24 protein-coding genes and 1 other annotated feature are annotated in these 22219 nt (G+C 56.8%); of the genes, 10 read left to right on the top strand and 14 right to left on the bottom strand.

The window, feature by feature from the left end:
• Positions 1-237: 237 nt before the first annotated feature.
• The 3 genes from clpB to rluD form a co-directional block, all read right to left on the bottom strand.
• Positions 238-2811 (bottom strand): ATP-dependent chaperone ClpB, encoded by a 2574-nt coding sequence (gene clpB, locus AC2CGI_RS15685; protein ID WP_025301647.1) that lies wholly within the window; start codon positions 2809-2811, stop codon positions 238-240.
• Between the two features lie 130 nt (positions 2812-2941).
• On the bottom strand, positions 2942-3673 hold the full coding sequence (gene yfiH, locus AC2CGI_RS15680) for a purine nucleoside phosphorylase YfiH (RefSeq protein ID WP_033641938.1): 732 nt from the start codon (positions 3671-3673) through the stop codon (positions 2942-2944).
• Positions 3673-4650 (bottom strand): 23S rRNA pseudouridine(1911/1915/1917) synthase RluD, encoded by a 978-nt coding sequence (gene rluD / locus AC2CGI_RS15675; RefSeq protein ID WP_004932452.1) that lies wholly within the window; start codon positions 4648-4650, stop codon positions 3673-3675. The genes yfiH and rluD overlap by 1 nt, the downstream gene beginning before the upstream one ends.
• Positions 4651-4781: 131 nt before the next feature.
• Here rluD and bamD point away from each other — a divergent pair, with 131 nt between their 5' ends.
• The 4 genes from bamD (at position 4782) to pheA (ending at position 7616) form a co-directional block, all read left to right on the top strand.
• Positions 4782-5513 carry an outer membrane protein assembly factor BamD gene (gene bamD / locus AC2CGI_RS15670; protein ID WP_004932456.1) on the top strand — a complete coding sequence of 244 codons (732 nt, stop codon included), beginning with the start codon at positions 4782-4784 and terminating at the stop codon, positions 5511-5513.
• Positions 5514-5825: 312 nt separating this feature from the next.
• A complete protein-coding gene (gene raiA, locus AC2CGI_RS15665) occupies positions 5826-6167 on the top strand; it encodes a ribosome-associated translation inhibitor RaiA (protein WP_004932457.1) in 342 nt (113 codons plus the stop codon).
• A 122-nt stretch (positions 6168-6289) separates the two neighbouring features.
• Positions 6290-6416 (top strand) — a sequence feature (Phe leader region).
• Positions 6291-6338 (top strand): hypothetical protein, encoded by a 48-nt coding sequence (locus tag AC2CGI_RS15660; protein ID WP_101428074.1) that lies wholly within the window; start codon positions 6291-6293, stop codon positions 6336-6338. Its footprint overlaps the feature before it by 48 nt.
• Before the next feature lie 42 nt (positions 6417-6458).
• Positions 6459-7616, top strand: a complete 1158-nt coding sequence (gene pheA / locus AC2CGI_RS15655) for a bifunctional chorismate mutase/prephenate dehydratase (RefSeq protein ID WP_046688266.1) — start codon at positions 6459-6461, stop codon at positions 7614-7616.
• 55 nt (positions 7617-7671) lie between these two features.
• On the opposite strand, the gene tyrA is transcribed toward pheA, so the two are convergent.
• Positions 7672-8793, bottom strand: a complete 1122-nt coding sequence (tyrA, locus tag AC2CGI_RS15650) for a bifunctional chorismate mutase/prephenate dehydrogenase (RefSeq protein ID WP_033641935.1) — start codon at positions 8791-8793, stop codon at positions 7672-7674.
• A 3-nt stretch (positions 8794-8796) separates the two neighbouring features.
• The gene (locus AC2CGI_RS15645; RefSeq protein ID WP_016929016.1) at positions 8797-9873 is read right to left on the bottom strand and encodes a 3-deoxy-7-phosphoheptulonate synthase; all 1077 of its coding nucleotides are present in this window, start codon (positions 9871-9873) and stop codon (positions 8797-8799) included.
• A 495-nt stretch (positions 9874-10368) separates the two neighbouring features.
• Between AC2CGI_RS15645 and AC2CGI_RS15640 the strand changes: the two genes are divergently transcribed.
• From AC2CGI_RS15640 to AC2CGI_RS15625, 4 genes are all read left to right on the top strand, one after another.
• On the top strand, positions 10369-11133 hold the full coding sequence (locus AC2CGI_RS15640; RefSeq protein ID WP_004932469.1) for a DUF481 domain-containing protein: 765 nt from the start codon (positions 10369-10371) through the stop codon (positions 11131-11133).
• A gap of 245 nt (positions 11134-11378) precedes the next feature.
• Positions 11379-11600 carry an HP1 family phage holin gene (locus tag AC2CGI_RS15635; protein ID WP_004932472.1) on the top strand — a complete coding sequence of 74 codons (222 nt, stop codon included), beginning with the start codon at positions 11379-11381 and terminating at the stop codon, positions 11598-11600.
• A complete protein-coding gene (locus AC2CGI_RS15630) occupies positions 11584-12096 on the top strand; it encodes a lysozyme (RefSeq protein WP_015376709.1) in 513 nt (170 codons plus the stop codon). The genes AC2CGI_RS15635 and AC2CGI_RS15630 overlap by 17 nt, the downstream gene beginning before the upstream one ends.
• A gap of 66 nt (positions 12097-12162) precedes the next feature.
• Positions 12163-12390, top strand: coding sequence for an ogr/Delta-like zinc finger family protein (locus AC2CGI_RS15625; protein WP_021505301.1), 228 nt, complete (start codon positions 12163-12165; stop codon positions 12388-12390).
• Positions 12391-12534: 144 nt separating this feature from the next.
• On the opposite strand, the gene rplS is transcribed toward AC2CGI_RS15625, so the two are convergent.
• The 5 genes from rplS to ffh form a co-directional block, all read right to left on the bottom strand.
• A complete protein-coding gene (gene rplS, locus AC2CGI_RS15620; RefSeq protein ID WP_015376707.1) occupies positions 12535-12891 on the bottom strand; it encodes a 50S ribosomal protein L19 in 357 nt (118 codons plus the stop codon).
• A gap of 48 nt (positions 12892-12939) precedes the next feature.
• Positions 12940-13707, bottom strand: coding sequence for a tRNA (guanosine(37)-N1)-methyltransferase TrmD (gene trmD / locus AC2CGI_RS15615; protein WP_004932485.1), 768 nt, complete (start codon positions 13705-13707; stop codon positions 12940-12942).
• Between the two features lie 52 nt (positions 13708-13759).
• On the bottom strand, positions 13760-14308 hold the full coding sequence (rimM, locus tag AC2CGI_RS15610) for a ribosome maturation factor RimM (protein WP_015376706.1): 549 nt from the start codon (positions 14306-14308) through the stop codon (positions 13760-13762).
• Between the two features lie 18 nt (positions 14309-14326).
• Complete coding sequence (gene rpsP, locus AC2CGI_RS15605; RefSeq protein WP_004932501.1) at positions 14327-14575, bottom strand: 30S ribosomal protein S16; 249 nt, start codon at positions 14573-14575, stop codon at positions 14327-14329.
• 214 nt (positions 14576-14789) lie between these two features.
• Positions 14790-16151 (bottom strand): signal recognition particle protein, encoded by a 1362-nt coding sequence (gene ffh, locus AC2CGI_RS15600; protein WP_004932504.1) that lies wholly within the window; start codon positions 16149-16151, stop codon positions 14790-14792.
• Between the two features lie 169 nt (positions 16152-16320).
• Here ffh and AC2CGI_RS15595 point away from each other — a divergent pair, with 169 nt between their 5' ends.
• Both AC2CGI_RS15595 and AC2CGI_RS15590 read left to right on the top strand, forming a co-directional pair.
• A complete protein-coding gene (locus AC2CGI_RS15595) occupies positions 16321-17112 on the top strand; it encodes a cytochrome C assembly family protein (RefSeq protein WP_004932506.1) in 792 nt (263 codons plus the stop codon).
• A gap of 42 nt (positions 17113-17154) precedes the next feature.
• Positions 17155-18444 carry an HlyC/CorC family transporter gene (locus AC2CGI_RS15590; protein ID WP_015376704.1) on the top strand — a complete coding sequence of 430 codons (1290 nt, stop codon included), beginning with the start codon at positions 17155-17157 and terminating at the stop codon, positions 18442-18444.
• 65 nt (positions 18445-18509) lie between these two features.
• Here the strand turns inward: AC2CGI_RS15590 and luxS are convergent, their stop codons facing one another.
• The 4 genes from luxS to yqaB all read right to left on the bottom strand — a co-directional run bounded on the left by luxS (position 18510) and on the right by yqaB (position 21828).
• A complete protein-coding gene (gene luxS / locus AC2CGI_RS15585; RefSeq protein WP_004932513.1) occupies positions 18510-19025 on the bottom strand; it encodes an S-ribosylhomocysteine lyase in 516 nt (171 codons plus the stop codon).
• Between the two features lie 166 nt (positions 19026-19191).
• Positions 19192-20754: a glutamate--cysteine ligase gene (gshA, locus tag AC2CGI_RS15580; RefSeq protein ID WP_076740953.1), complete on the bottom strand. Its 1563-nt coding sequence runs from the start codon at positions 20752-20754 to the stop codon at positions 19192-19194.
• An 82-nt stretch (positions 20755-20836) separates the two neighbouring features.
• On the bottom strand, positions 20837-21265 hold the full coding sequence (locus tag AC2CGI_RS15575) for a YqaA family protein (protein ID WP_004932520.1): 429 nt from the start codon (positions 21263-21265) through the stop codon (positions 20837-20839).
• Complete coding sequence (yqaB, locus tag AC2CGI_RS15570) at positions 21262-21828, bottom strand: fructose-1-phosphate/6-phosphogluconate phosphatase (protein WP_004932523.1); 567 nt, start codon at positions 21826-21828, stop codon at positions 21262-21264. The genes AC2CGI_RS15575 and yqaB overlap by 4 nt, the downstream gene beginning before the upstream one ends.
• Positions 21829-22219 lie beyond the last annotated feature (391 nt).

Below are 22219 nucleotides of genomic sequence, written 5' to 3'. Positions count from 1 at the left end.
TTCCCGGTCAGTGGAGGCGCATTATAGGGAGTTCTCGGCAGGCCGCAACCCCTAATTGCAAAAAACTTTTCAAGCGCTCAAATAATCACCAAAAACGCCTTTTTAGGATATTTATTAGTCGAAAAACACCGGTTTTAGCACAGTAATAGCGGCAACCTCTGTAAATAGGGACAAACGAAGATAAAGAAAAGGGAGCGGTCACCCGCTCCCTTTCATCTTTAATAGGCTTAATTGCCGTTATTGGCGTGCAACGATATGGTCGTTTTCCACATCCAGCGTCACCAGCTTGCCGGGGATCAGCTTGCCGGACAGGATTTGCTGCGCCAACGGGTTCTCGATCTCCTGCTGAATAGCGCGTTTCAACGGACGCGCACCATACACAGGGTCGTAACCGGTTTTGCTCAACAATGCCAGAGCAGGCTCGGTCATGGTTACTTCGTAACCGCGCTCTTCCAAACGCTTGTACAGACGCGACAGCTGAATCTTGGCGATCGCAGCAATGTGTTTCTCGCCCAGCGGATGGAACACCACCACTTCATCGATACGGTTGATGAATTCCGGACGGAAGTGGTGACTCACCATCTCCATCACCGACTCTTTCATCTGCGCGTAGTTCATCTGACCGAAATGCTCCTGGATCAGATCGGAACCCAGGTTGGACGTCATGATCACCACGGTATTGCGGAAATCGACGGTGCGGCCTTGACCATCGGTCAGGCGGCCGTCATCCAACACCTGCAACAGAATATTGAACACGTCCGGGTGCGCTTTCTCGACTTCATCCAGCAGAATCACCGAATAAGGCCGGCGACGTACGGCTTCCGTCAGGTAGCCGCCCTCTTCATAACCGACATAGCCCGGAGGCGCACCGACCAGACGCGAAACGGAGTGTTTCTCCATAAACTCGGACATATCGATACGCACCATGGCGTCGTCGCTGTCGAACAGGAACGAAGCCAGCGCCTTGCAGAGCTCGGTTTTCCCCACCCCGGTCGGGCCGAGGAACAGGAACGAACCGATCGGTCGGTTAGGATCGGACAGCCCCGCACGGCTGCGGCGGATCGCATTGGAGACTGCGCTGACCGCTTCGTCCTGGCCAATCACTCGCGAATGCAGTTCTTGTTCCAGGCGCAGCAGCTTGTCGCGCTCGCCTTCCAGCATTCTTGCGACCGGGATCCCGGTGGCACGCGCCAGCACTTCGGCAATCTCCGCATCGGTCACCCGGTTGCGCAGCAGCTTCATGCTCTTGCCTTCGGCCTGCGTGGCGGCGGCGAGCTGTTTTTCCAGCTCAGGGATTTTGCCGTACTGCAGTTCCGACATCCGCCCCAGATCGCCGACGCGACGCGCCTGCTCCAGGGTGATTTTGGCCTGCTCGAGTTCAGCCTTGATATTCTGGGTGCCGGAGAGCGACGCTTTTTCCGCTTTCCACTCTTCTTCCAGCTCCGAGTATTCGCGCTCTTTCTGCCCCAGCTCATCGCTCAGCATGTCCAGGCGTTTCTTGCTGGCGTCATCAGACTCTTTATTCAGCGCCTGCTGTTCCAGTTTCAATTGGATGATGCGGCGCTCAAGCCTGTCGAGCGACTCCGGCTTGGAGTCCATCTGCATGCGAATGCTGGACGCCGCTTCGTCGATAAGGTCAATAGCCTTGTCCGGCAATTGACGATCGGCGATATAGCGGTGCGAAAGCGTTGCCGCCGCCACAATGGCCGGGTCGGTGATCTGCACGTGGTGGTGCAGTTCGTAACGCTCTTTCAGGCCGCGCAGAATAGCAATGGTGTCTTCCACGCTCGGCTCAGCCACATACACTTTCTGGAAACGACGTTCGAGCGCCGCATCCTTCTCTATATATTGACGGTATTCATCCAGCGTGGTGGCACCGACGCAGTGCAGCTCGCCGCGCGCCAGCGCCGGCTTCAGCATGTTGCCTGCGTCCATCGCGCCATCCGCCTTACCGGCGCCGACCATGGTATGCAGTTCGTCGATAAACAGGATAACGCTGCCTTCCTGCTTGGCCAGATCGTTGAGCACGCCTTTCAGACGCTCTTCAAACTCGCCGCGATATTTGGCGCCGGCGATCAAGGCGCCCATATCGAGGGACAATACGCGCTTGTGCTTCAGTCCTTCCGGCACTTCGCCGTTAATGATGCGCTGCGCCAGGCCTTCGACGATGGCGGTTTTACCCACGCCAGGCTCGCCGATCAACACCGGGTTGTTTTTGGTACGGCGTTGCAGCACCTGAATGGTGCGACGGATCTCTTCGTCACGGCCGATCACCGGGTCAAGTTTGCCCTGCTCAGCACGTTCGGTCAGATCGATAGTGTATTTCTTCAATGCCTGCCGTTGGTCTTCGGCGCCTTGGTCTTCCACGCTGTCACCGCCTCTCATTTGTTCAATGGCTTTGCTGATTTTGTCGGCCGTCGCGCCGGCCGCTTTCAACAAGTCGGTCAACGAGCCGCGGTCTTCCAGCACCGCAAGCACAAACAGCTCGGAAGAAATGAATTTGTCCGCACGCTTTTGCGCCAGCTTGTCGCACAGGTTCAGAACGCGCACCAACTCGTGGGACGGTTGAACGTCGCCACCGGTGCCTTCTACCTGCGGTAAACGGGACAGCGCCTGTTCGATCTCGGTGCGTACACGCCCGGCATCGATACCTGCGGAAGTTAATAGTGGACGAACCGTGCCCCCTTCCTGATTGAGCAGGGCGCTCATCAGATGTAGCGGTTCAATAAACTGGTTGTCGTGCCCAAGGGCTAGTGACTGGGCATCGGCGAGGGCAAGCTGGAATTTGTTGGTAAGACGATCCAGACGCATAACACCTCCAAGATGGGTCGAAATTGCTACTGGAGATTAAATGAGGTCATCCCTCAAATTTTCAAGGTTATCTCGACGCTAAATTTTCGGTACAACGCCATGCGTCGTTGGATCGTCCTAATTCAATAGGTTATATCAGCCAGATTAAACTTGCCAGACGTCCGGTTATTCCATCGCGTCGATAGGAGAAAAAATGGCTCATTTCGTTAACCGTACAGCGGTCGCCGCCATAAATGGCCTGAACGCCCGCACGCAACAAGCGTTGGCGAGCCAGCAAGTAGATATTAGCCAAAAACTTATCGCCATGCGGGGTAAATGCCGCTGCGGCCTCAGCGTCTTCCGCCATGAAAGCGGCGCGCACCTCCGGCCCGACCTCGAACTGCTGCGGGCCGATCGCCGGCCCCAGCCAGGCGCTGATTTGGCCCGGTGCGGCGCTGAACGCCGCCACGGTTTGCTCCAGCACGCCGTGGCATAGCCCACGCCAACCGGCGTGAGCGGCGGCCACTTCGTCGCCTTGCTGCGAGCAGAACAGCACCGGCAGACAATCCGCCGTCATCACTGCGCACACCTGACCCGGCACGTTGCTGTACACCGCATCCGCCCGCAGATCGGCGGGCGCTTGTCCCGTCAACGTCACCACGCGAGTGCCGTGCACCTGCTCGAGCCATACCGGCATCTGCGGCAAGCCGGCGGCGGTAACCAACCTTTCCCGATTGCGCTTCACCGCTTGCGCCTCGTCACCCACGTGAGCGCCGAGGTTCAGCGAGTCATAAGGTGGCAGGCTGACGCCACCATCGCGCGTGGTGCTGCAAGCTTTAACGCCGGGAGGCAACGGCCAGTCGGGCAGAATGAGCGAGCGCATTACCAGTCCATCTGATCTTTGAATTCTTCGGTGTCCGCCTTCAGCGCGTTGATCAGATCAACCATGTCCTGCGGCAGCGGCGCATGCCACTCCATCTGGATGCCGCTGATCGGGTGATACAAACGCAGCATGGTAGCGTGCAGCGCCTGGCGGTCAAAGCCGCGCAGCGTGTTGATGAAGGCCTCCGAAGCGCCTTTCGGCGGACGCGGACGGCCGCCGTACAGCGGATCGCCCACCAGCGGATGGCTAATGTAAGCCATGTGCACGCGGATCTGGTGAGTACGGCCGGTTTCCAGGCGCAGGCGCAGACGAGTGTGCGCGCGGAAGTGCTCCATAATGCGATAGTGCGTCACCGCCGGCTTACCCATCGGGTGCACCGCCATGTGAGTGCGCTTGGTGGAATGGCGCGCGATGGGTTCTTCTACCGTACCGCCTGCCGTCATGGTGCCGATCGCCACCGCTTCGTATTCACGGGTGATTTCGCGTGCCTGCAGCGCCTCCACCAGCCGGGTTTGCGCCGGCACGGTTTTCGCCACCACCATCAGGCCGGTGGTGTCTTTATCCAGACGGTGCACGATGCCGGCACGCGGCACGTCGGCGATTTCCGGGTAGTGATGCAGCAGCGCATTGAGCACCGTGCCGTCCGGGTTACCGGCGCCAGGGTGCACCACCAAATCGCGCGGCTTGTTGATCACCAGGATATCGCTGTCTTCATAGACGATATCCAGCGCGATATCCTGCGGCTCCCAACGCGCTTCTTCTTCTATCTGTGCATCGATGGCGACTGTCTCTCCGCCCAGCACCTTCTCTTTCGGTTTGTTTGACGTTTTGCCATTGACCTTCACCCGATCGCCCAGGATCCACTCTTTTATGCGAGATCGTGAATAATCAGGGAACAATTCGGCCAAAGCCTGATCTAAACGTTGTCCGAGTTGAGATTCGGCCACCGTTGCGGTGAGTTGTACTTGTTGTGCCATATGCAGCTTCTTCGTTAACGTTGGGTTTTCACGGCGATGCCGTTTAATATAATGTGCTATTGTACCTGGTCTTTGTCGGGAGCTTAACGGACAGTCTCCCGGAATAACACCCTGAGGATAATCAAAACGTCATGACGCGTATGAAATATCTGGTGGCGGCAGCCACGTTGAGCCTGGCGCTGGCAGGTTGCTCCACATCCAAGGATGCGGTTCCCGACAACCCGCCTTCGGAAATCTATGCTACCGCGCAGCAAAAACTGCAGGACGGTAACTTCAAGGGCGCGATTACGCAACTCGAAGCGTTAGATAACCGCTATCCTTTCGGGCCGTATTCCCAGCAGGTCCAGCTGGATTTGATTTACGCCTATTATAAGGCTGCCGACTTGCCAATGGCTCAGGCATCCATCGATCGCTTCATGCGCCTGAATCCGACGCACCCGAACATCGATTACGTGATGTACATGCGCGGCCTGACCGACATGGCGCTTGATGACAGCGCGCTGCAGGGCTTCTTCGGGGTTGACCGTTCGGACCGCGATCCTCAGCACGCTCGCGCTGCGTTCCGCGACTTCAGCCAGTTGATTCAGCAATACCCGAACAGCCAATACGCGACCGACGCCAACAAGCGTTTGGTGTATCTGAAAGATCGTTTGGCCAAGTATGAGCTTTCGGTGGCGGAATACTACACTAAACGCGGTGCTTACGTCGCGGTCGTTAATCGCGCCGAGCAGATGTTGCGTGAATTCCCGGATACCAAAGCGACGCATGACGTGTTGCCGCTGATGGAAAATGCCTACAAGCAGCTGCAGCTGAACGGCCAGGCTGACAAAGTGGCCAAAGTGATCGCCGCCAACCCACAATAAGCGCGCGTCGGCACCGGCAGAAAAACCAAACGGCAGCCAAGGCTGCCGTTTTCATTGGCGTCGACCGGGTTTTTACTGGAAAAATACACAAGTAAAAACACGGTGTTAGCTAGCGCTCCTCACCGGTCAACTCATCGATAATGCGCCATCCGGCGGCAACTCTCAAGCATTAGATAGCCAATTCAAATGCTGAATCACAGATTGAACTAACTTTGCAAAAAGTGACAAAAAATCGTGATTTACATCACGCATTTAAACAAAAAGCGGGGTATGCTGGATTCACCAAGACGGAAAGACAGAGAGGTAAGTTATATGACATTGAACATTACCAGCAAACAAATGGATATCACTCCCGCAATCCGCAATCACGTCGAAGACCGTCTCACCAAACTGGAAAAATGGCAGACCCAGCTGATTAACCCGCATATCGTCTTATCCAAAGAGCCGCAAGGGTTTGTCGCCGACGCTACCATTACTACGCCTAACGGCCCGCTGGTCGCCAGCGCCAAACATGATGACATGTATACCGCCGTTAACGAGCTGATCGCCAAACTGGAGCGCCAGTTGAACAAAGTGCAGCACAAAGGCGAAGCGCGCCGCTGCAATGCCAGCGTGAAAGACATTGTGCCGGAAGTCACGCAAGAGCAGGAATAACCGTCCGACAGCGATTGCCGCATCAAACGCGCCCGAGGGCGCGTTTTTTGTCGGGTATTTTTGTTGACGGGGTAAAGGCCAGCGGTTACTTTAAAACCTGATCACATTAACCTTAGGTAGACCATGCCACGCACACCGTTTTTCTTCGCATTCTTTTTTACCTTCCCCTGACTGGGAGGCGTTTCGTCGTGTGAGAAAGAATGCGAAGACGAACAACAAGGCCTCCTGGAAACAGGGGGCTTTTTTTATGGCTGTTTTACAACGAATAAGAACTGAAGGCGGAAGCTGATTATGACTGACAACCCGTTATTGGTGCTGCGCGAGCGCATCAGCGCACTGGACTTGAAACTGTTGGCCCTGCTGGCGGAACGCCGTGAGCTGGCGATCGAAGTCGGCAAGACCAAGCTGCACTCTCATCGCCCGATCCGCGATAAAGAGCGCGAGCGCGATCTGCTGGATGCGCTGATCGCCGCCGCCAAGCCTTACGACCTGGACGGCTTTTACGTCACCCGCCTGTTTCAACTGATCATCGAAGATTCCGTCCTGACCCAGCAGGCGTTGCTACAGCACCAGCTCAACCCCGTCAGCCAGCACTCCGCCCGCATCGCCTTCCTCGGTCCGAAAGGCTCTTACTCGCATCTGGCTGCGCGCCAATACGCTGCCCGCCACTTCGATCAGCTGATCGAATGTGGCTGCCAGAAGTTTCAGGATATCTTCGCCCAGGTGGAAACCGGCCAAGCGGACTACGCGATTCTGCCGATCGAGAATACCAGCTCAGGCTCGATTAACGAGGTGTACGATCTGCTGCAACACACCAGTCTGTCGATCGTCGGCGAGCTGACCAACCCGATCAACCACTGCGTTCTGATTGCCGGCGACAGCGATTTGAGCCAGATTGAAACCGTCTACAGCCACCCGCAGCCGTTCCAGCAGTGCAGCCAGTTCCTGAACCGCTTCCCGCACTGGAAAATCGAATACACCGAAAGCACGGCGGCCGCGATGGAGAAAGTCGCCAAGCTGAATTCACCGAAGGTGGCTGCACTGGGCAGCGAGGCCGGCGGCGCGCTGTACGGGCTGCAGGTGCTGGAACACAATCTCGCCAACCAGCAGCAAAACATCACTCGCTTCATCGTGCTGGCGCGCAAAGCGATCGATGTCTCCGAACAGGTGCCGGCAAAAACCACGCTGATCATGGCGACCGGCCAGCAATCCGGCGCGCTGGTCGAAGCGCTGCTGGTATTGCGCGATAACGGCATCATCATGACCAAGCTGGAATCACGTCCGATCAACGGCAATCCGTGGGAGGAGATGTTCTATATCGATGTGCAGGCCAACCTGCGCGCCGAGGCGATGCAAAAAGCGCTACGCGATCTGGCGCCGATCACCCGCTCGCTGAAGGTGCTGGGCTGTTACCCAAGCGACACCGTGGTGCCGGTCAACCCATCCTGAAACTGTAAAAAAGGGTTCGGCCAAGCCGAACCCTTTATGCTTACTGCCCGCAGTTTTACTGCCGGCTGTCGTTAGCCTGCCGCAACAGCGTGCGGCTCTCCACCAGGAAGCGCTGGGCGTAATCGCCGAACCAATGCTCTACCTTGCGGAAGCTCTCGATAAACGCCTGTTTGTCGCCATGCTCCAAGAGCTTTATCGCCTCGCCGAAGCGCTGGTAGTAACGCTTAATCAGCGCCACATTTTCTTCCGACGACATAATGATATCGGCGTACAGCTGCGGATCCTGTGCGAACAGGCGGCCAACCATCGCCAGCTCCAACCGGTAGATTGGCGAAGAGAGTGCCAGCAGCTGCTCCAGTTGCACGTTCTCTTCCGCCAGGTGCAGCCCGTAGGCGAAGGTAGCGAAGTGCCGCAGCGCCTGAATAAACGCCATATTCTGATCGTGCTCGGCCGCGCTGATGCGATGCAGCCGCGCCCCCCACACCTGCAACTGTTCAAGCAGCCACTGATACGCCTCCGGCTGGCGGCCGTCGCAGTAGACCACCACCTGCTTGGCCACGCTGCCCACGTCCGGGCCGAACATCGGATGCAGACCGACCACCGGGCCGCTGTGCGCCGCCAACATCGCGTGCAAAGGCCGGTTCTTCACCGACGCCAGATCCACCAGAATACAATCGGCAGGCAGCGTCGGCAGGCGGCTTATCACCTGCTCGGTCACGTGGATCGGCACGCTGACGATCACCATGCCGGCATCCGCCAACAGCTGCTCCGCCTGCGGCCAATCTTCCTGATCCAACACCCTGACCTGATAACCCGACAACGTCAGCAAGCGATTGAACAGCCTGCCCATTTGACCGTTTCCGCCGATAATGACGATCGGCCGCAGCTGCGGGCACAGGGTTTTAAAGCCCTTGTCGTTCTCGCTGACGTAAGACTCGCGCATCACGCGGCGCAACACATCTTCGATCAGATCCGGCGGCACGCCGAGATTTTCCGCCTCCCGGCGGCGCGAGGCCAGCATCGCGGCTTCGCGCTCCGGCACATAAACCGGCAAACCGTGGCGGCTTTTGACTTCGCCCACTTCCGCTACCAGATGCAGGCGTTTCGCCAGCAGATCCAGCAGCGCTTTATCCACCTCATCGATTTGATCGCGCAGCGCGGTCAGTTCTGCCACCATAACTTACTTTTCTCCCGTGCGGGCCGTCAGCGCAGCGCCGAGTTCCTGATGCATATGGCGCAACAGGGTTTCCGTACTCTCCCAGTTGATGCAGGCGTCGGTGACGGACACACCGTAACGCATGTCTGCACGCGGCTGTTCGGAAGACTGATTGCCCTCATGCAGATGGCTCTCCAGCATAATGCCGGTGATTGAGCGGTTACCCGCCTTGATCTGCTCCACCACGGACTCGGCAACCGCCGGCTGACGGCGATAGTCTTTATTCGAGTTGCCATGGCTGCAATCTATCATCAAGGACGGGTGGAGTCCCGCCTCAAGCATCTGTTTTTCACAGGCCGCGACGTGCTCAGCACTGTAGTTCGGCGTTTTGCCGCCGCGCAGGATCACGTGTCCGTCCGGGTTGCCCTGCGTCTGCAGCAGGCAAACCTGGCCTGCCTGGTTGATGCCGACGAAGCGGTGCGGCATAGCGGCGGCGCGCATGGCGTTGATGGCGGTACCCAAGCTGCCGTCGGTGCCGTTTTTGAACCCGACCGGCATCGACAGGCCGGAGGCCATTTCTCGGTGGGTCTGAGATTCGGTGGTGCGCGCACCGATCGCCGACCAGCTGAACAAATCCCCCAGGTACTGCGGGCTGTTCGGATCCAACGCTTCGGTAGCCAACGGCAAGCCCATGCCCACCAGATCCAGCAACAGGCGACGCGCGATATGCAAGCCTGCCTCAACGTCAAACGAACCGTCCATGTACGGATCGTTGATCAAACCTTTCCAGCCGACAGTGGTTCTGGGTTTTTCAAAGTAGACGCGCATAACGATATACAGCTGATCGCTCAAGTCAGCCGCCAGGGTTTTCAAACGACGGGCATAGTCCAGCGCCGCGTCCGGATCGTGGATCGAACAAGGCCCGCACACCACCAACAGGCGATGATCGCGCCCCTGCAAAATGTTGGCGATAGTGTTGCGCGCAGTGGCGATCTCATTTTCGTCGTCGGCGCTGAGCGGGAACTGGTTTTTCAGCTCCTCCGGCGTGATGAGAACCTGTTCTGCACTGATGTGTACGTTATTGAGCGCGTCTTTTTGCATGATGCTATTCCTGTCGTTTGGCGTTATGCGTTGAAATGGAACATTGAGCGTTTCAGGGCTCTACCCTATCACGATATGTAAAGTTTTCAATCCATTTCCCGTAAATAAAAAATTACCGTAATCATCCCGATTAAATCACATCTGAAAAAGGCTTGTAAAAAACAATTAAAACACAATAAATACATGACATTAATAAATCACAAAGCCCGTCCCTCCACATTAGCCACCCGGTCTAAGAAAAATGAACATTCGTAAATAAATTTGTACACTTAGTTTTACAGCGAAAATACGCCGCCGATCTCGGCACCGACGCCTGTGCGAAGCAGGATCAGCACGAAATGCCGCCAAAAGCGATGATTTTAAGTAGAAGAAAAGCGAATAAATGAGGGATAAAAATTAAAAACTTAAGCTAATGGCGGCTATTTTTGTCGCCGAAATGAACCGATATAATGTGACCGTCATCAACAATAACTCCCCTTAACAACTGGATCCAAGATGCTCTCTTCTCGCGCTCGTCGCGCTTTTCCGCTGTATATTTGCTGCTTAACGACTTTCACCAGTGTTTCAGCCCTTGCCGACAATACGCTTTTCACCGCGATGGACGATCCGGCCACCGCCAAGAAACCGTTCGAAGGCAACGTGCAGGCGGGCTACAACGCCCAGTCAGGCAACTCGCAGAGCTCCACCCTGTTGGCCAACACCAACATGACCTGGTTCAACAGCGACGCGGCGTACAGCCTGTGGGGGGCGGCCAACAACACCACCTCCTCCAACGTGCGCTCGTCCGAAAAATACCAGGCCGGTGGCCGTACGCGCTATAACCTGACCGATCGCAACTACCTGTTCGGTCAGGCCAGCTGGCTGAGTGACCGTTTCAACGGTTACGATTCACGCTCCACGCTGACCGGCGGCTACGGCCGTCAACTCCTTAACGGGCCGCTCAGTGACCTGCGGGTGGAATTCGGTCCCGGCGTGCGCCATGACGAATACCATGGCGGCGGCCGCTCGACCAAGGGGCTGGCCTATGGTGCGGCCAACTATTCCTATCAGTTGACCGACAACACCAAGTTCATTCAGGGCGTTTCCGCGCTGGCGAACGAAGAAACCACGCTGAACTCGGAAAGCGCGTTGAACGTGGCGATCAACGATCGCTTCTCATTGCGCGTTGCTTACACCGTGACCTACAACAGCAAACCGCCGGCCTCAGCGCCGAAGAACACAGATACCACCACCTCGGTCACGCTGGTCTACGGCCTGTAATCTCCCCCCATTATTTCTCGAAGCCCATCATCGATGGGCTTTTTTTATGCCGCCCCCTCCCTCTTTTGCACAATCTGCTAAAAATATTCACCTCACCCATTGACGACTTTAGCAAATAGCTTAATACTGTATGCATATACAGTAATTATCATACAGACCAGGAGCATGATGGATATCGATAGCAAGCTGTCTCACATTGATGCCTCCGGCTCCCGAGATTCTGTAAACGAAGCGAGCATAATGCTATGGAGAAAATAACCTCATTCATCACCTACGCCATGGCGCTGTTTCTCGCCTGGCTCGGCAAGCTGTCTCCGCAGGACATTGCCTTTTTAGTCGGTGCGGCGGTAGGCATCGGCACGTTTCTGGTGAACTGGTACTACCGACGTAAAAGCCTGCAGATCTTGAAGGCCATTGAGCGCAATGCGACATCGCGGAGGAAAATTTACGATGAGTGCAACCGTTAAGCGCTGCAGCGTCGCCGCCGTTTTGGCCATCGCCGTGCTGTTGCCGTCATTTGGCGAGCTGCAAACCTCAGAAGCCGGCCTCAGGCTGATCGCCGATCTCGAAGGTTGCCGCCTGTCGCCGTACCAGTGCAGCGCCGGGGTGTGGACGCAGGGCATTGGGCACACCGCTGGCGTCATCCCTGGTAAAGCGATTGATGAACACAAAGCCGCGATGGATTTGGTCGACGATGTTCGCCGCACCGAGCGCGGCATGGCCGCCTGCCTGCCGGATACGCTCTCGCAACAAACCTATGATGCGGCGATCGCCTTCGCCTTCAATGTGGGCGTCAGCGCAGCCTGCCACTCTACGCTAGTCGCGCTGCTGCAACAGCGCCAGTGGCGGCAGGCCTGCGATCAGCTGCCACGCTGGGTTTACGTAAACGGAAAGAAAAACAAAGGGCTGGAACAGCGACGCGCCATGGAACGCGCACTGTGCTTGCAGGGCATTGCCTCATGATGACGAGTTCGCTCGCCAAAGGATGATGCCACACCAATTTCACTTAATTTGTTCAAGGGGGTTCTTATGATGCACTGTCCACTATGCGGTCACGTGGCCCACACTCGCTCCAGCCGCTATCTGAGCGAGTCGACTAAAGAGCGTTACCATCAATGCCGCAACATCAATTGCAGCTGCACGTTCGCCACGCACGAATCCGTCGCGCGGGTGATCGTCAAACCTGGCGATGACATTATCCCGGCTCAGCCTCACCCGCCGGAGAGTCAGCAGAAACACAGCGCCGCAGCGCTGTAATGCAAAAAGCCTGCTTATGCAGGCTTTATTATGTTGGCGGTGCGCAGACGAAATCTCGCAAATACAACATGTCGAGGTTTTAAGATAAAAAAAGGGGTTGGCATAATGCCAACCCCTGATAACTATTAACTTTTGGATGCAGCGTTAGTTAACGCGGTTCAGACGCTCTTTGATACGAGCAGCCTTACCAGTACGCTCACGCAGGTAGTACAGTTTAGCTTTACGAACGGCACCACGACGTTTAACAGTAATGCTGTCGATTACTGGGGAGTGAGTCTGGAATACGCGCTCAACACCTTCGCCGTTGGAAATCTTACGAACAGTGAATGCAGAGTGCAGACCGCGGTTACGGATAGCGATAACCACGCCCTCGAATGCCTGCAGACGTTTTTTGCTACCTTCAACGACCCATACCTTCACTTCCACGGAATCACCCGGACGGAATGCAGGTACGTCTTGTTTCATCTGCTCTTGTTCAAGTTGCTTAATAATGTTGCTCATAATATGTCTCTTACCCTAGGTAAACTGATATATCGGTCCCGTCTGATGTCAGACGTTTCCTTCATAGTCCTGTTGCCTGGCCTGATGTTCCCGTTGGAACTCAGCCAGCAACACCGCTTGCTCGTCAGTCAGAGCTAGGCTTTCTAGAAGTTCAGGTCTTCTAAGCCAGGTTCGGCCCAGCGACTGCTTTAAGCGCCAGCGACGTATCTCGGCATGGTTGCCCGACAGCAGAACCGGCGGTACCTCCATCCCTTCCAACACCTCGGGGCGGGTATAGTGCGGGCAGTCCAGCAATCCGTCGGCGAAGGAGTCTTCCTCCGCTGAGGCCTGATGGCCCAGCACACCCGGTATGAAACGGGCGACTGAATCAATCAGGGTCATCGCCGGCAGTTCCCCGCCGCTGAGAACGTAATCGCCGATTGACCATTCTTCGTCAATTTCGGTTTGGATTACGCGCTCGTCTATCCCTTCGTAACGGCCGCACACCAGAATCATCTTCTGATTGGCCGCCAGTTCGCACACGCCGGTTTGATCCAGCTTGCGCCCCTGAGGTGACAGATAAATCACCTTTGCTCCCTCGCCTGCCGCTGCTTTCGCCGCATGAATGGCTTCCCGTAAAGGTTGCACCATCATCAGCATTCCCGGGCCGCCGCCGTAAGGGCGATCGTCCACGGTGCGATGCCGGTCGTAGGTGAAGTCGCGCGGACTCCAACACTGCACGCTCAGCAGGCCATTTTTTACTGCCCGGCCAGTCACCCCGTAATCGGTGATAGCGCGGAACATCTCAGGAAACAGGCTTACAATACCGATGAACACAAGCCAATCCCCTTACCGTTATTCCACTTGCTTCGACCGTTTGATCCGGGGGTCAAAAACCAGGATCCCAATCTGCCTCAATCACGCGAGCAGTGAGATCGACTTTCTTGATAACCTGCCCATGAAGAAACGGAATCAACCGCTCCTTCATGCCGAACGCATCTTTCAGGTTCGCTTTCACAACCATCACATCGTTCGAGCCGGTTTCCATCATATCGATGACTTTACCCAGCTCGTAGCCGGCGGAGGTGACTACCTGGCAGCCCATCAGGTCTTTCCAGTAGTAATCATCACCCTCCAACGGAGGAAGTTGATCGGAATCCACCATAATCTCGCGATTAGTCAGCAGATTCGCCGCGTCCCGATCGTCAATGCCTTTGACTTTGATGATCAGATCCTGACTGTGGCGCTTCCAGTCTTCCAACTCGATATGCTGCCACTGACCCGCCTGCTGGATAAACCACGGCTGATAGTCAAAAATGCTTTCGGCGTTCTCGGTGGATGAAAACACTCTGAGCCAACCACGAATGCCGTAAGCGGAACCCATTTTACCGAGTACAATCGGCTGCTTAGGCGCTACCGGTTTGAGTTGCTTGCTCATTGCCACCACCGCGACAGATTAAGCTGCTTTCTTAGCGTCTTTGATCAGCGCGTGAACGCGATCAGAAACGGTTGCACCCAGACCAACCCAGTGCTCGATGCGGTCCAGGTCCAGACGCAGTGCTTCAGCCTGACCGGAAGCGATCGGGTTGAAGAAGCCTACGCGCTCGATGAAACGACCATCACGAGCGTTGCGGCTGTCGGTCACTACTACTTGATAGAACGGACGCTTTTTAGCGCCGCCACGTGCCAAACGAATTGTTACCATAACATCCTCTTTAGTTAATAAAACAGCCGGGCCCCATTGAGGGACGGGGCCCGGTTGCAATATAAAAAGCCCGAAAATTTTACTCATTTTGGCGCAAAAAGCAATCTAAAGCGTCGATCGCAGGGGACAACTTTTGCAGCCTGTCAAATTTCGGACGGTTTTCACCGCGAACGGCGAATGCTGAAAGCGCCCGCACTCGGCGTGCGGAAGCCCGTCAGCGGCCAGGGAAGCCCGGCGGCATCATACCTTTCATGCCGCGCATCATCTTCGCCATACCGCCTTTTTTCATCTTCTTCATCATACGCTGCATTTCGTCGAACTGCTTCAGCAAGCGGTTGACGTCCTGCACCTGCATGCCGGCCCCCATCGCGATGCGGCGCTTGCGCGAGCCCTTGATGATTTCCGGTTTGGCACGCTCTTTCAGCGTCATCGAGTTGATGATCGCCTCCATGCGCACCAGCACTTTGTCGTCCATCTGCGACTTGACGTTGTCCGGCAGTTGGCCGGCGCCCGGCAGCTTGCTCAGCATATTGGCCATGCCGCCCATGTTGCGCATCTGCTTGAGCTGCTCCAGGAAGTCGGTCAGATCGAAACCGTCGCCCTTCTTCAGCTTGTTGGCCAGCTTCTCTGCCTGCTCGCGGTCGACCTTGCTTTCGATATCTTCGATCAGCGACAGCACGTCGCCCATGCCCAGGATGCGCGATGCCACGCGATCCGGGTAAAACGGCTCCAGCGCTTCGGTCTTCTCGCCGACGCCAAGGAACTTGATCGGCTTGCCGGTGATATGGCGGATGGACAACGCGGCACCGCCGCGCGCATCGCCGTCGACCTTGGTCAGCACCACGCCGGTCAGCGGCAGCGCTTCGTTAAACGCCTTGGCGGTATTGGCGGCGTCCTGGCCGGTCATGGCGTCGACCACGAACAGGGTTTCCACCGGCTTGATCGCCGCGTGCACCTGTTTGATCTCGTCCATCATCGCTTCGTCAACGTGCAAGCGGCCGGCGGTATCGACAATAAGGACATCGTAGAACTTCAGCTTGGCCTGTTGCAGCGCGCGATTGACGATGTCGATCGGTTTTTCTTTGACGTCAGACGGGAAGAAGTCGATGCCGACGCCTTCCGCCAACGTTTCCAGCTGTTTGATCGCCGCCGGGCGATAAACGTCCGCGGAAACCACCAACACTTTCTTCTTCTGTTTTTCTTTCAGGAATTTGCCGAGCTTACCGACGCTGGTGGTTTTACCGGCCCCCTGCAGGCCCGCCATCAGCACCACCGCCGGCGGCTGGGCCGCCAGATTCAGCTCGGTGTTGACTTCGCCCATCGCGGCGATCAGCTCGCCCTTGACGATCTTGACGAACTCCTGCCCCGGCGTCAGGCTTTTGTTGACTTCATGGCCAACCGCGCTCTCTTTGACGCGGTTGATGAAGTCGCGCACCACCGGCAGCGCAACGTCCGCCTCCAGCAATGCCATGCGCACTTCACGCAGGGTTTCCTTGATATTCTCTTCGGTCAGCCGCCCGCGGCCGCTGATATTGCGCAACGTGCGCGACAATCGATCGGTTAAATTTTCAAACATCGTCTCATGCTCAACGTGTAATGACAGGCCGCTCCGGCGACACAATTGCGCCGATGATAACACGAAGCGCGCAGGATCTCTGCCTCAGCGTTGGAGATAGGTTGGAGTGAAACGCGCGCAACGCTATACTGACACTCCAATTAACCACGCCGAAGCAAAATTAAACGTTATGCCAGTTTTCTCCATTGTGGCTTTGATGGCCTACCTGCTCAGCCTTGGACTGATCATTCCCAGCTTGTTGCGGAAGAACAGCGCATACCGTCGGCTCGCCCTCGTCTCGGCGGTGGTGGCGTTGATTTGCCACGCCATCGCGCTGCAGCAGCGCATCTTTGACGTCAGCGCCGGGCAGAATCTCAGCCTGCTGAACATTGGTTCTATCGTCAGCCTGATCATCTGTTCGGTGATGACCTTCGTCGCTTCACGCGATCGCGGCTGGTTCCTGCTGCCGATCGTCTACAGTTTCGCGATGATCAATCTGGCCTTCGCCAGCTTCATGCCCGGCGAGTTCATCACTCACCTGGAAGCCAGCCCGGAATTGATGGTGCATATCGGCCTGGCGCTGTTCTCTTACGCCACCCTTATCATCGCCGCGCTCTACGCCTTACAGCTCGCCTGGCTCGACTACCTGTTGAAAAACAAAAAGCTGACCTTCAGCGCCGACATGCCGCCGCTGATGAGCATCGAGCGCAAGATGTTCCATATCACCCAGATCGGCGTGGTACTGCTGACGCTCACCCTGTGCACCGGCCTGCTGTACATGGATAATCTGTTCAGCAAAGAAAACGTGCATAAAGCCGTGTTGTCGATCATGGCCTGGTTCGTGTATATCGTGTTGCTGTGGGGCCATTACCATGAAGGCTGGCGCGGCCGCCGCGTCGTCTGGTTCAGCTTCGCCGGCGCCTTCCTGCTGACGCTCGCCTACTTCGGCAGCCGTCTGATTCAACAGGTGATGGTGCGCTGAGCCAGCCCGGTTCAACTTTCCCTCTCTATAAGGAATACTGCATTGGAGCATGTGTCGACGGGGACCCTCATCATTATCCTGGTGATCATGATCGTGGTCTCCGCTTACTTCTCCGCCTCCGAAACCGGCATGATGACGCTCAACCGTTATCGCCTGCGCCACCTGTCCAAGCAGGGTAACCGTTCGGCGCGCCGGGTGGAGAAGCTGCTGCAAAAACCGGATCGGCTGATTGGCCTGGTGCTGATCGGCAACAACCTGGTCAACATCCTCGCCTCGGCGCTGGCGACCATCGTCGGCATGCGGCTGTATGGCGATCTCGGCGTGGCGATTGCGACCGGCGTGCTGACCTTCGCCGTGCTGCTGTTCGCTGAAGTGCTGCCGAAAACCTTCGCCGCGCTCTATCCGGAACGCATCGCCTTCCCCAGCAGCGTCCTGCTGGCCCCGTTGCAAAAGGTGATGTTCCCGCTGGTCTGGCTGCTCAACGGCATCACCAGCCTGACCTTGCGCCTGTTCGGTATCCGCACCAACGTGCGCATCAGCGACGCCGTCAGCAAGGATGAGCTGCGCACCATCGTGCGTGAATCCCAGTCGCAGATCTCCCGCCGCAATCAGGACATGCTGATCTCGGTGCTGGACCTGGAAAAGGTGACGGTCAACGACATCATGGTGCCGCGCACCGAGATCGTCGGCATCGACGTCAACGACGACTGGAAGTCGATCATGCGCCAGCTGACCCATTCGCCGCACGGCCGCATCGTGCTGTATCGCAGCTCGCTGGACGACGCGATCGGCATGCTGCGCGTGCGCGAAGCCTATCGCCTGATGACCGAGAAAAAAGAGTTCAACAAAGAGAACCTGCTGCGCGCCGCCGATGAGATCTACTTCGTACCGGAAGGCACGCCGCTCAACGTGCAGTTGGTGAAGTTCCAGCGCAACAAAGAGAAGGTCGGCATCGTGGTCGACGAGTACGGCGACATTCAGGGCCTGGTTACGGTGGAAGACATCCTCGAGGAGATCGTCGGCGACTTCACCACCTCAATGTCGCCGACGCTGGCGGAAGAAGTCACGCCGCAGAGCGACGGCTCGGTCTTGATCGACGGTACCGCCAACGTGCGGGAGCTGAACAAGGCCTTTAACTGGACTTTACCCGCCAATGAAGCTCGCACCGTCAACGGCATGCTGCTGGAAGAACTGGAAGAGATACCCGAAATCGGCACCCGGGTGCGTATCGGCCATTACGATATCGACATTCTCGACGTGCAGGGCAATATGATCAAACAGGTGCGGGTCACGCCGATCACCTCGCTGCAGTCCAGCATCGGCCATCACTAACCCTCCGCCAGAACGTAAAAAAGACGCGAAATCGCGTCTTTTTTGTCTCTGCGGGAAACGTACGGTTAGATATGCAGCTCCTGCAGCTTCTCTTTCGGCAGCGCCAGTTCGTCGTTGTGGTTCACCACCACGCCGTTATCCAGAATGTGCTTGGCGATTTCCTGCGCTTCTTCCAGCGAGTGCATGTGGTAGGTACCACACTGGTACTCGTTCAGCTCAGGGATCTTGCGCTGGTCGGTCACTTTCAGCACGTCTGCCATCGCCGCTTTCCAGGCATCAGCAACGCGCTGCTCTTCCGGCACGCCGATCAGGCTCATGTAGAAACCGGTGCGACAGCCCATTGGGGAGATGTCGATAATCTCCACGCCCTGGCCGTTCAGGTGGTCGCGCATAAAGCCGGCGAACAGGTGTTCCAGCGTGTGAATGCCGCGTTCGGGCATCACTTCCAGGTTCGGGCGGCAAAAGCGCAGATCAAATACCGTGATGGTATCGCCATGAGGCGTTTTCATGGTTTTCGCAACGCGGACAGCCGGGGCTGCCATACGGGTATGATCGACGGTAAAGCTATCCAGCAATGGCATTTCGCTACCTCCTCGTAAAAGAGCATTTATTTCGAAACTTTTTTTCCTAACCGGGAAACCTTTTCCAACCCTGCGAGTCTGAGTATGTGAAAGACGCGCATTTGTTATCATCATCCCTGTCATCAGAGATGCATATTTGGCCACATTGATGTGGCCTTTTTCTTTTTCAGCTTCCGCCGTTTTGCTTCAGGAACGCTTCAAAGCTTAGCGTATCATTGGCTTCTATGTCGCGTTGACGCTGCCAAGAGGCTTCCCGCTCTTTATCCAGCTCGGCTTCGTTCAGGATTTCCAACGGTTCTTCCAGCAATGTCTGGCGATACTGCTCCGCCAGCTGCAGACCGACGCGTCCGGTGCCTTCCGCCTTCATCGCCTTCAGAATGCGCGCGGAGAAAGTCAGCTCAGGATCGTCAAACGCGGCGACCAGCTCATCGCACACCTGCTGGTATTGACGGTTGCCGGCTTCGCCGTCCAACACTTCCGCGACCCGACGCAGATCGGCGAACAGCGCCTTGCCCACTTTTTCCAGCGGTTCATGGCTGGCGCCACAGCCGATGCCGATGCTCTGGCCCGGTTTGCGCCCTTCCAGAATCACCCGGTTCCAGTTCTTGCGCGTGCACAGCAGTTCATCGCTGCTCATCTCCGGCGCATCGGCCAGCGCGCACCACACCAGGAACAGATCCAGGAAACGCGCCTGCACCGCATCCACGCCGATCGGCGAGAACGGGTTGATATCCAGCGAACGCACTTCGATGTATTCGATACCGCCGCGCAGCAGCGCGTCTGACGGCGTTTCGCCGCTTTTGGTCACGCGCTTCGGCCGGATCGGCGCATACAGCTCGTTCTCGATTTGCAGCACGTTGCTGTTCAACTGCAGGTAGCGATCACCCTCTTTCACGCCCAGCTTGGCGAACTCTTCGGAAGGCGTAACGATCGCCCGCTTCAAACCGGCCACATAGCTGTGCAGATCGTTGAAGGTGATGCCCAGATTACTCTGCGACTTGTTGGTATAACCCAGGTCGCTCAGACGCAGCGAGGTGGCGTACGGCAGGTAGCACATCCCCTGCTCGGTGCGTTCGAACGGCAGAGTGGTCTCGCGCCCTTTGAGGAACGAAGAACAAATGGCCGGCGATGCACCGAACAGATACGGGATCACCCAACCGAAACGGTAGTAGTTGCGGATCAGACGGAAATACCCCGCCGAGATCTGCTCTTTACCACTTTCTGCGTCCTGCACGCCAGCCCAGGCCTGCCAAAACTCCAGCGGCAGCGAGAAGTTGTAGTGCACGCCGGAAATGGTCTGCATCAGCGCGCCATAGCGATTCTTCAACCCTTCGCGGTACAGCGTCTTCATGCGGCCGATGTTCGACGAACCGAACTGCGCCAGCTCAATATCCTGCTCGGCTTCGATAAAGCACGGCATGCTGAGCGGCCACATGCGCTCATCGCCAATGTTGCGCGCCACGTAGCGATGAATATCGCGCAGGAACGTCAGCAAGTGATCGATATTGTCATCAACCGGCGTAATGAACTCTAACAGCGCCTCGGCGAAATCCGTGGTGATCCAGTGATGCGTCAATGCCGCCCCCAGCTTTTCCGGATGCCCGGTAGTCGCCAAGGTGCCGTTCGGCGTGACTCGCAGCGTTTCACGCTCGATGCCGCGACGAATGCCTTTTAATGCCTGAGGATGGGCTTCCAACCAAGAAAGCGCCTGTGATACGTCCGGGATCAAATTGACCTCCCGCTTCTAAAAACAATAACTCGTAAGCATACTGAATCCGCACCCGAGAGAATATTGAGTTATATTCACTTGGTTACTGCCACCAGGCGATGCCCTGTACCGTTATCATAGCCAAAACGATGTAACGCAGCGCTTTTCCGATACACAGAAACAGCGCGACAGAGCCCCAGGGCATGCGCAGCCAACCTGCCAACACGCACAACAAATCGCCCACCACCGGCACCCAGCTGAGCAACAGCGCAGCCGGGCCGAAGCGTTGCAGCCACCCGAGCGCCGTTGCCAGCCCCCGCTGTGGTTTCAACGCCGGTAACAGGCGCCCGATAATGACATTGGTCAAGCCGCCCAGCGTGTTGCCCAGGGTCGCGGCCAGCACCAGCAATTCCGGCGAGACGCGACTCTGGGTCAGCAAAGCGACCAGAACGATTTCTGAATTTCCCGGCAGCAGCGTCGCACTGAGGAAGCTGCTGCCAAATAACGATATTACGGCTAGCGTACTACTCACAGCGTGCGAACGTCTACCACGTCCATACCGGCGCTTTTTGCCGCCTGAATGCCGAACTCGGCGTCTTCAAACACCACGCACTTTTCCGGCGGCACGCCGATAAGTTCGGCGCAACGCAGGAAGGTGTCCGGCTCCGGTTTATGGCGCTGTACGTCGTCCGCACCGACGATCGCGTCGAAGCAGTTGAACAGGCCGAGATGACGCAGCAGCATTTCCGCCATGCGGTGCTCGCTGCCGGTACCGACCGCCATCGGACGACGACCGTGATAGGATTTTACCACCTCGATCAGCGGCAACGGGCGCACGCTGTCCAACAGCATCGCCTCCACCGCGCGGGTTTTCTCCGCGGCCAAGTGATGGGGATCGAGATCGGCCTGGTGGCTGGCGATAATCGCCTGAGCGATGCGCCAGGTCGGTGAACCGCTCAGCGCCACCATAGCCGCTTCATCAAACGTCATGCCATAACGTGACAGCACTTCACTCCACGCTTTGCGGTGCGTTGGCTCGGTGTCCAGAATCGTGCCGTCCATGTCGAAAATAAGACCCTGATAGCGGTCGTACATCGTTACTCCATGATCGTTGAGGAAAGAAAACTACTTTAGCGTAAAGCCGTTGGGTTGTCGCTGACTGCGTCATAGCGGAATGTGCTGTGATCGATCGGGTACAAAGCAGGAAAGGGGGGAAGAGAGAATGGCTAAATGCTGAAAAGCGAAAAACCCGCCAGGGCGGGTTTCTCTTAGATGGTGTATCCGGGAGGATGATTCGGCGCCAACGCCTCACCCTGCGGGCCGTTGCTAAAGCAACGTTATCCTCCCCAAGGACACTTTCTTTTTACCACCCGCATGACGATTTCTCTTCGCGATACGGGAGGTTAAACATGGTGCATCCGGGAGGATTCGAACCTCCGACCGCTCGGTTCGTAGCCGAGTACTCTATCCAGCTGAGCTACGGATG

It is taken from the genome of Serratia sp. LSHTC3, from assembly GCF_057197125.1.
The sequence above is the reverse complement of the archived record's forward strand: the minus strand, read 5'-3'. Positions and strand labels throughout refer to the sequence as shown.

What these genes read in the sequence shown, in the direction of transcription:
- clpB (WP_025301647.1), bottom strand. Translation starts at nt 2,811, where the DNA reads ATGCGTCTGGATCGTCTTACCAACAAATTCCAGCTTGCCCTCGCCGAT.
- yfiH (WP_033641938.1), bottom strand. Translation starts at nt 3,673, where the DNA reads ATGCGCTCGCTCATTCTGCCCGACTGGCCGTTGCCTCCCGGCGTTAAA.
- rluD (WP_004932452.1), bottom strand. Translation starts at nt 4,650, where the DNA reads ATGGCACAACAAGTACAACTCACCGCAACGGTGGCCGAATCTCAACTC.
- bamD (WP_004932456.1), top strand. Translation starts at nt 4,782, where the DNA reads ATGACGCGTATGAAATATCTGGTGGCGGCAGCCACGTTGAGCCTGGCG.
- raiA (WP_004932457.1), top strand. Translation starts at nt 5,826, where the DNA reads ATGACATTGAACATTACCAGCAAACAAATGGATATCACTCCCGCAATC.
- pheA (WP_046688266.1), top strand. Translation starts at nt 6,459, where the DNA reads ATGACTGACAACCCGTTATTGGTGCTGCGCGAGCGCATCAGCGCACTG.
- tyrA (WP_033641935.1), bottom strand. Translation starts at nt 8,793, where the DNA reads ATGGTGGCAGAACTGACCGCGCTGCGCGATCAAATCGATGAGGTGGAT.
- AC2CGI_RS15645 (WP_016929016.1), bottom strand. Translation starts at nt 9,873, where the DNA reads ATGCAAAAAGACGCGCTCAATAACGTACACATCAGTGCAGAACAGGTT.
- AC2CGI_RS15640 (WP_004932469.1), top strand. Translation starts at nt 10,369, where the DNA reads ATGCTCTCTTCTCGCGCTCGTCGCGCTTTTCCGCTGTATATTTGCTGC.
- AC2CGI_RS15635 (WP_004932472.1), top strand. Translation starts at nt 11,379, where the DNA reads ATGGAGAAAATAACCTCATTCATCACCTACGCCATGGCGCTGTTTCTC.
- AC2CGI_RS15630 (WP_015376709.1), top strand. Translation starts at nt 11,584, where the DNA reads ATGAGTGCAACCGTTAAGCGCTGCAGCGTCGCCGCCGTTTTGGCCATC.
- AC2CGI_RS15625 (WP_021505301.1), top strand. Translation starts at nt 12,163, where the DNA reads ATGATGCACTGTCCACTATGCGGTCACGTGGCCCACACTCGCTCCAGC.
- rplS (WP_015376707.1), bottom strand. Translation starts at nt 12,891, where the DNA reads ATGAGCAACATTATTAAGCAACTTGAACAAGAGCAGATGAAACAAGAC.
- rimM (WP_015376706.1), bottom strand. Translation starts at nt 14,308, where the DNA reads ATGAGCAAGCAACTCAAACCGGTAGCGCCTAAGCAGCCGATTGTACTC.
- rpsP (WP_004932501.1), bottom strand. Translation starts at nt 14,575, where the DNA reads ATGGTAACAATTCGTTTGGCACGTGGCGGCGCTAAAAAGCGTCCGTTC.
- ffh (WP_004932504.1), bottom strand. Translation starts at nt 16,151, where the DNA reads ATGTTTGAAAATTTAACCGATCGATTGTCGCGCACGTTGCGCAATATC.
- AC2CGI_RS15595 (WP_004932506.1), top strand. Translation starts at nt 16,321, where the DNA reads ATGCCAGTTTTCTCCATTGTGGCTTTGATGGCCTACCTGCTCAGCCTT.
- luxS (WP_004932513.1), bottom strand. Translation starts at nt 19,025, where the DNA reads ATGCCATTGCTGGATAGCTTTACCGTCGATCATACCCGTATGGCAGCC.
- yqaB (WP_004932523.1), bottom strand. Translation starts at nt 21,828, where the DNA reads ATGTACGACCGCTATCAGGGTCTTATTTTCGACATGGACGGCACGATT.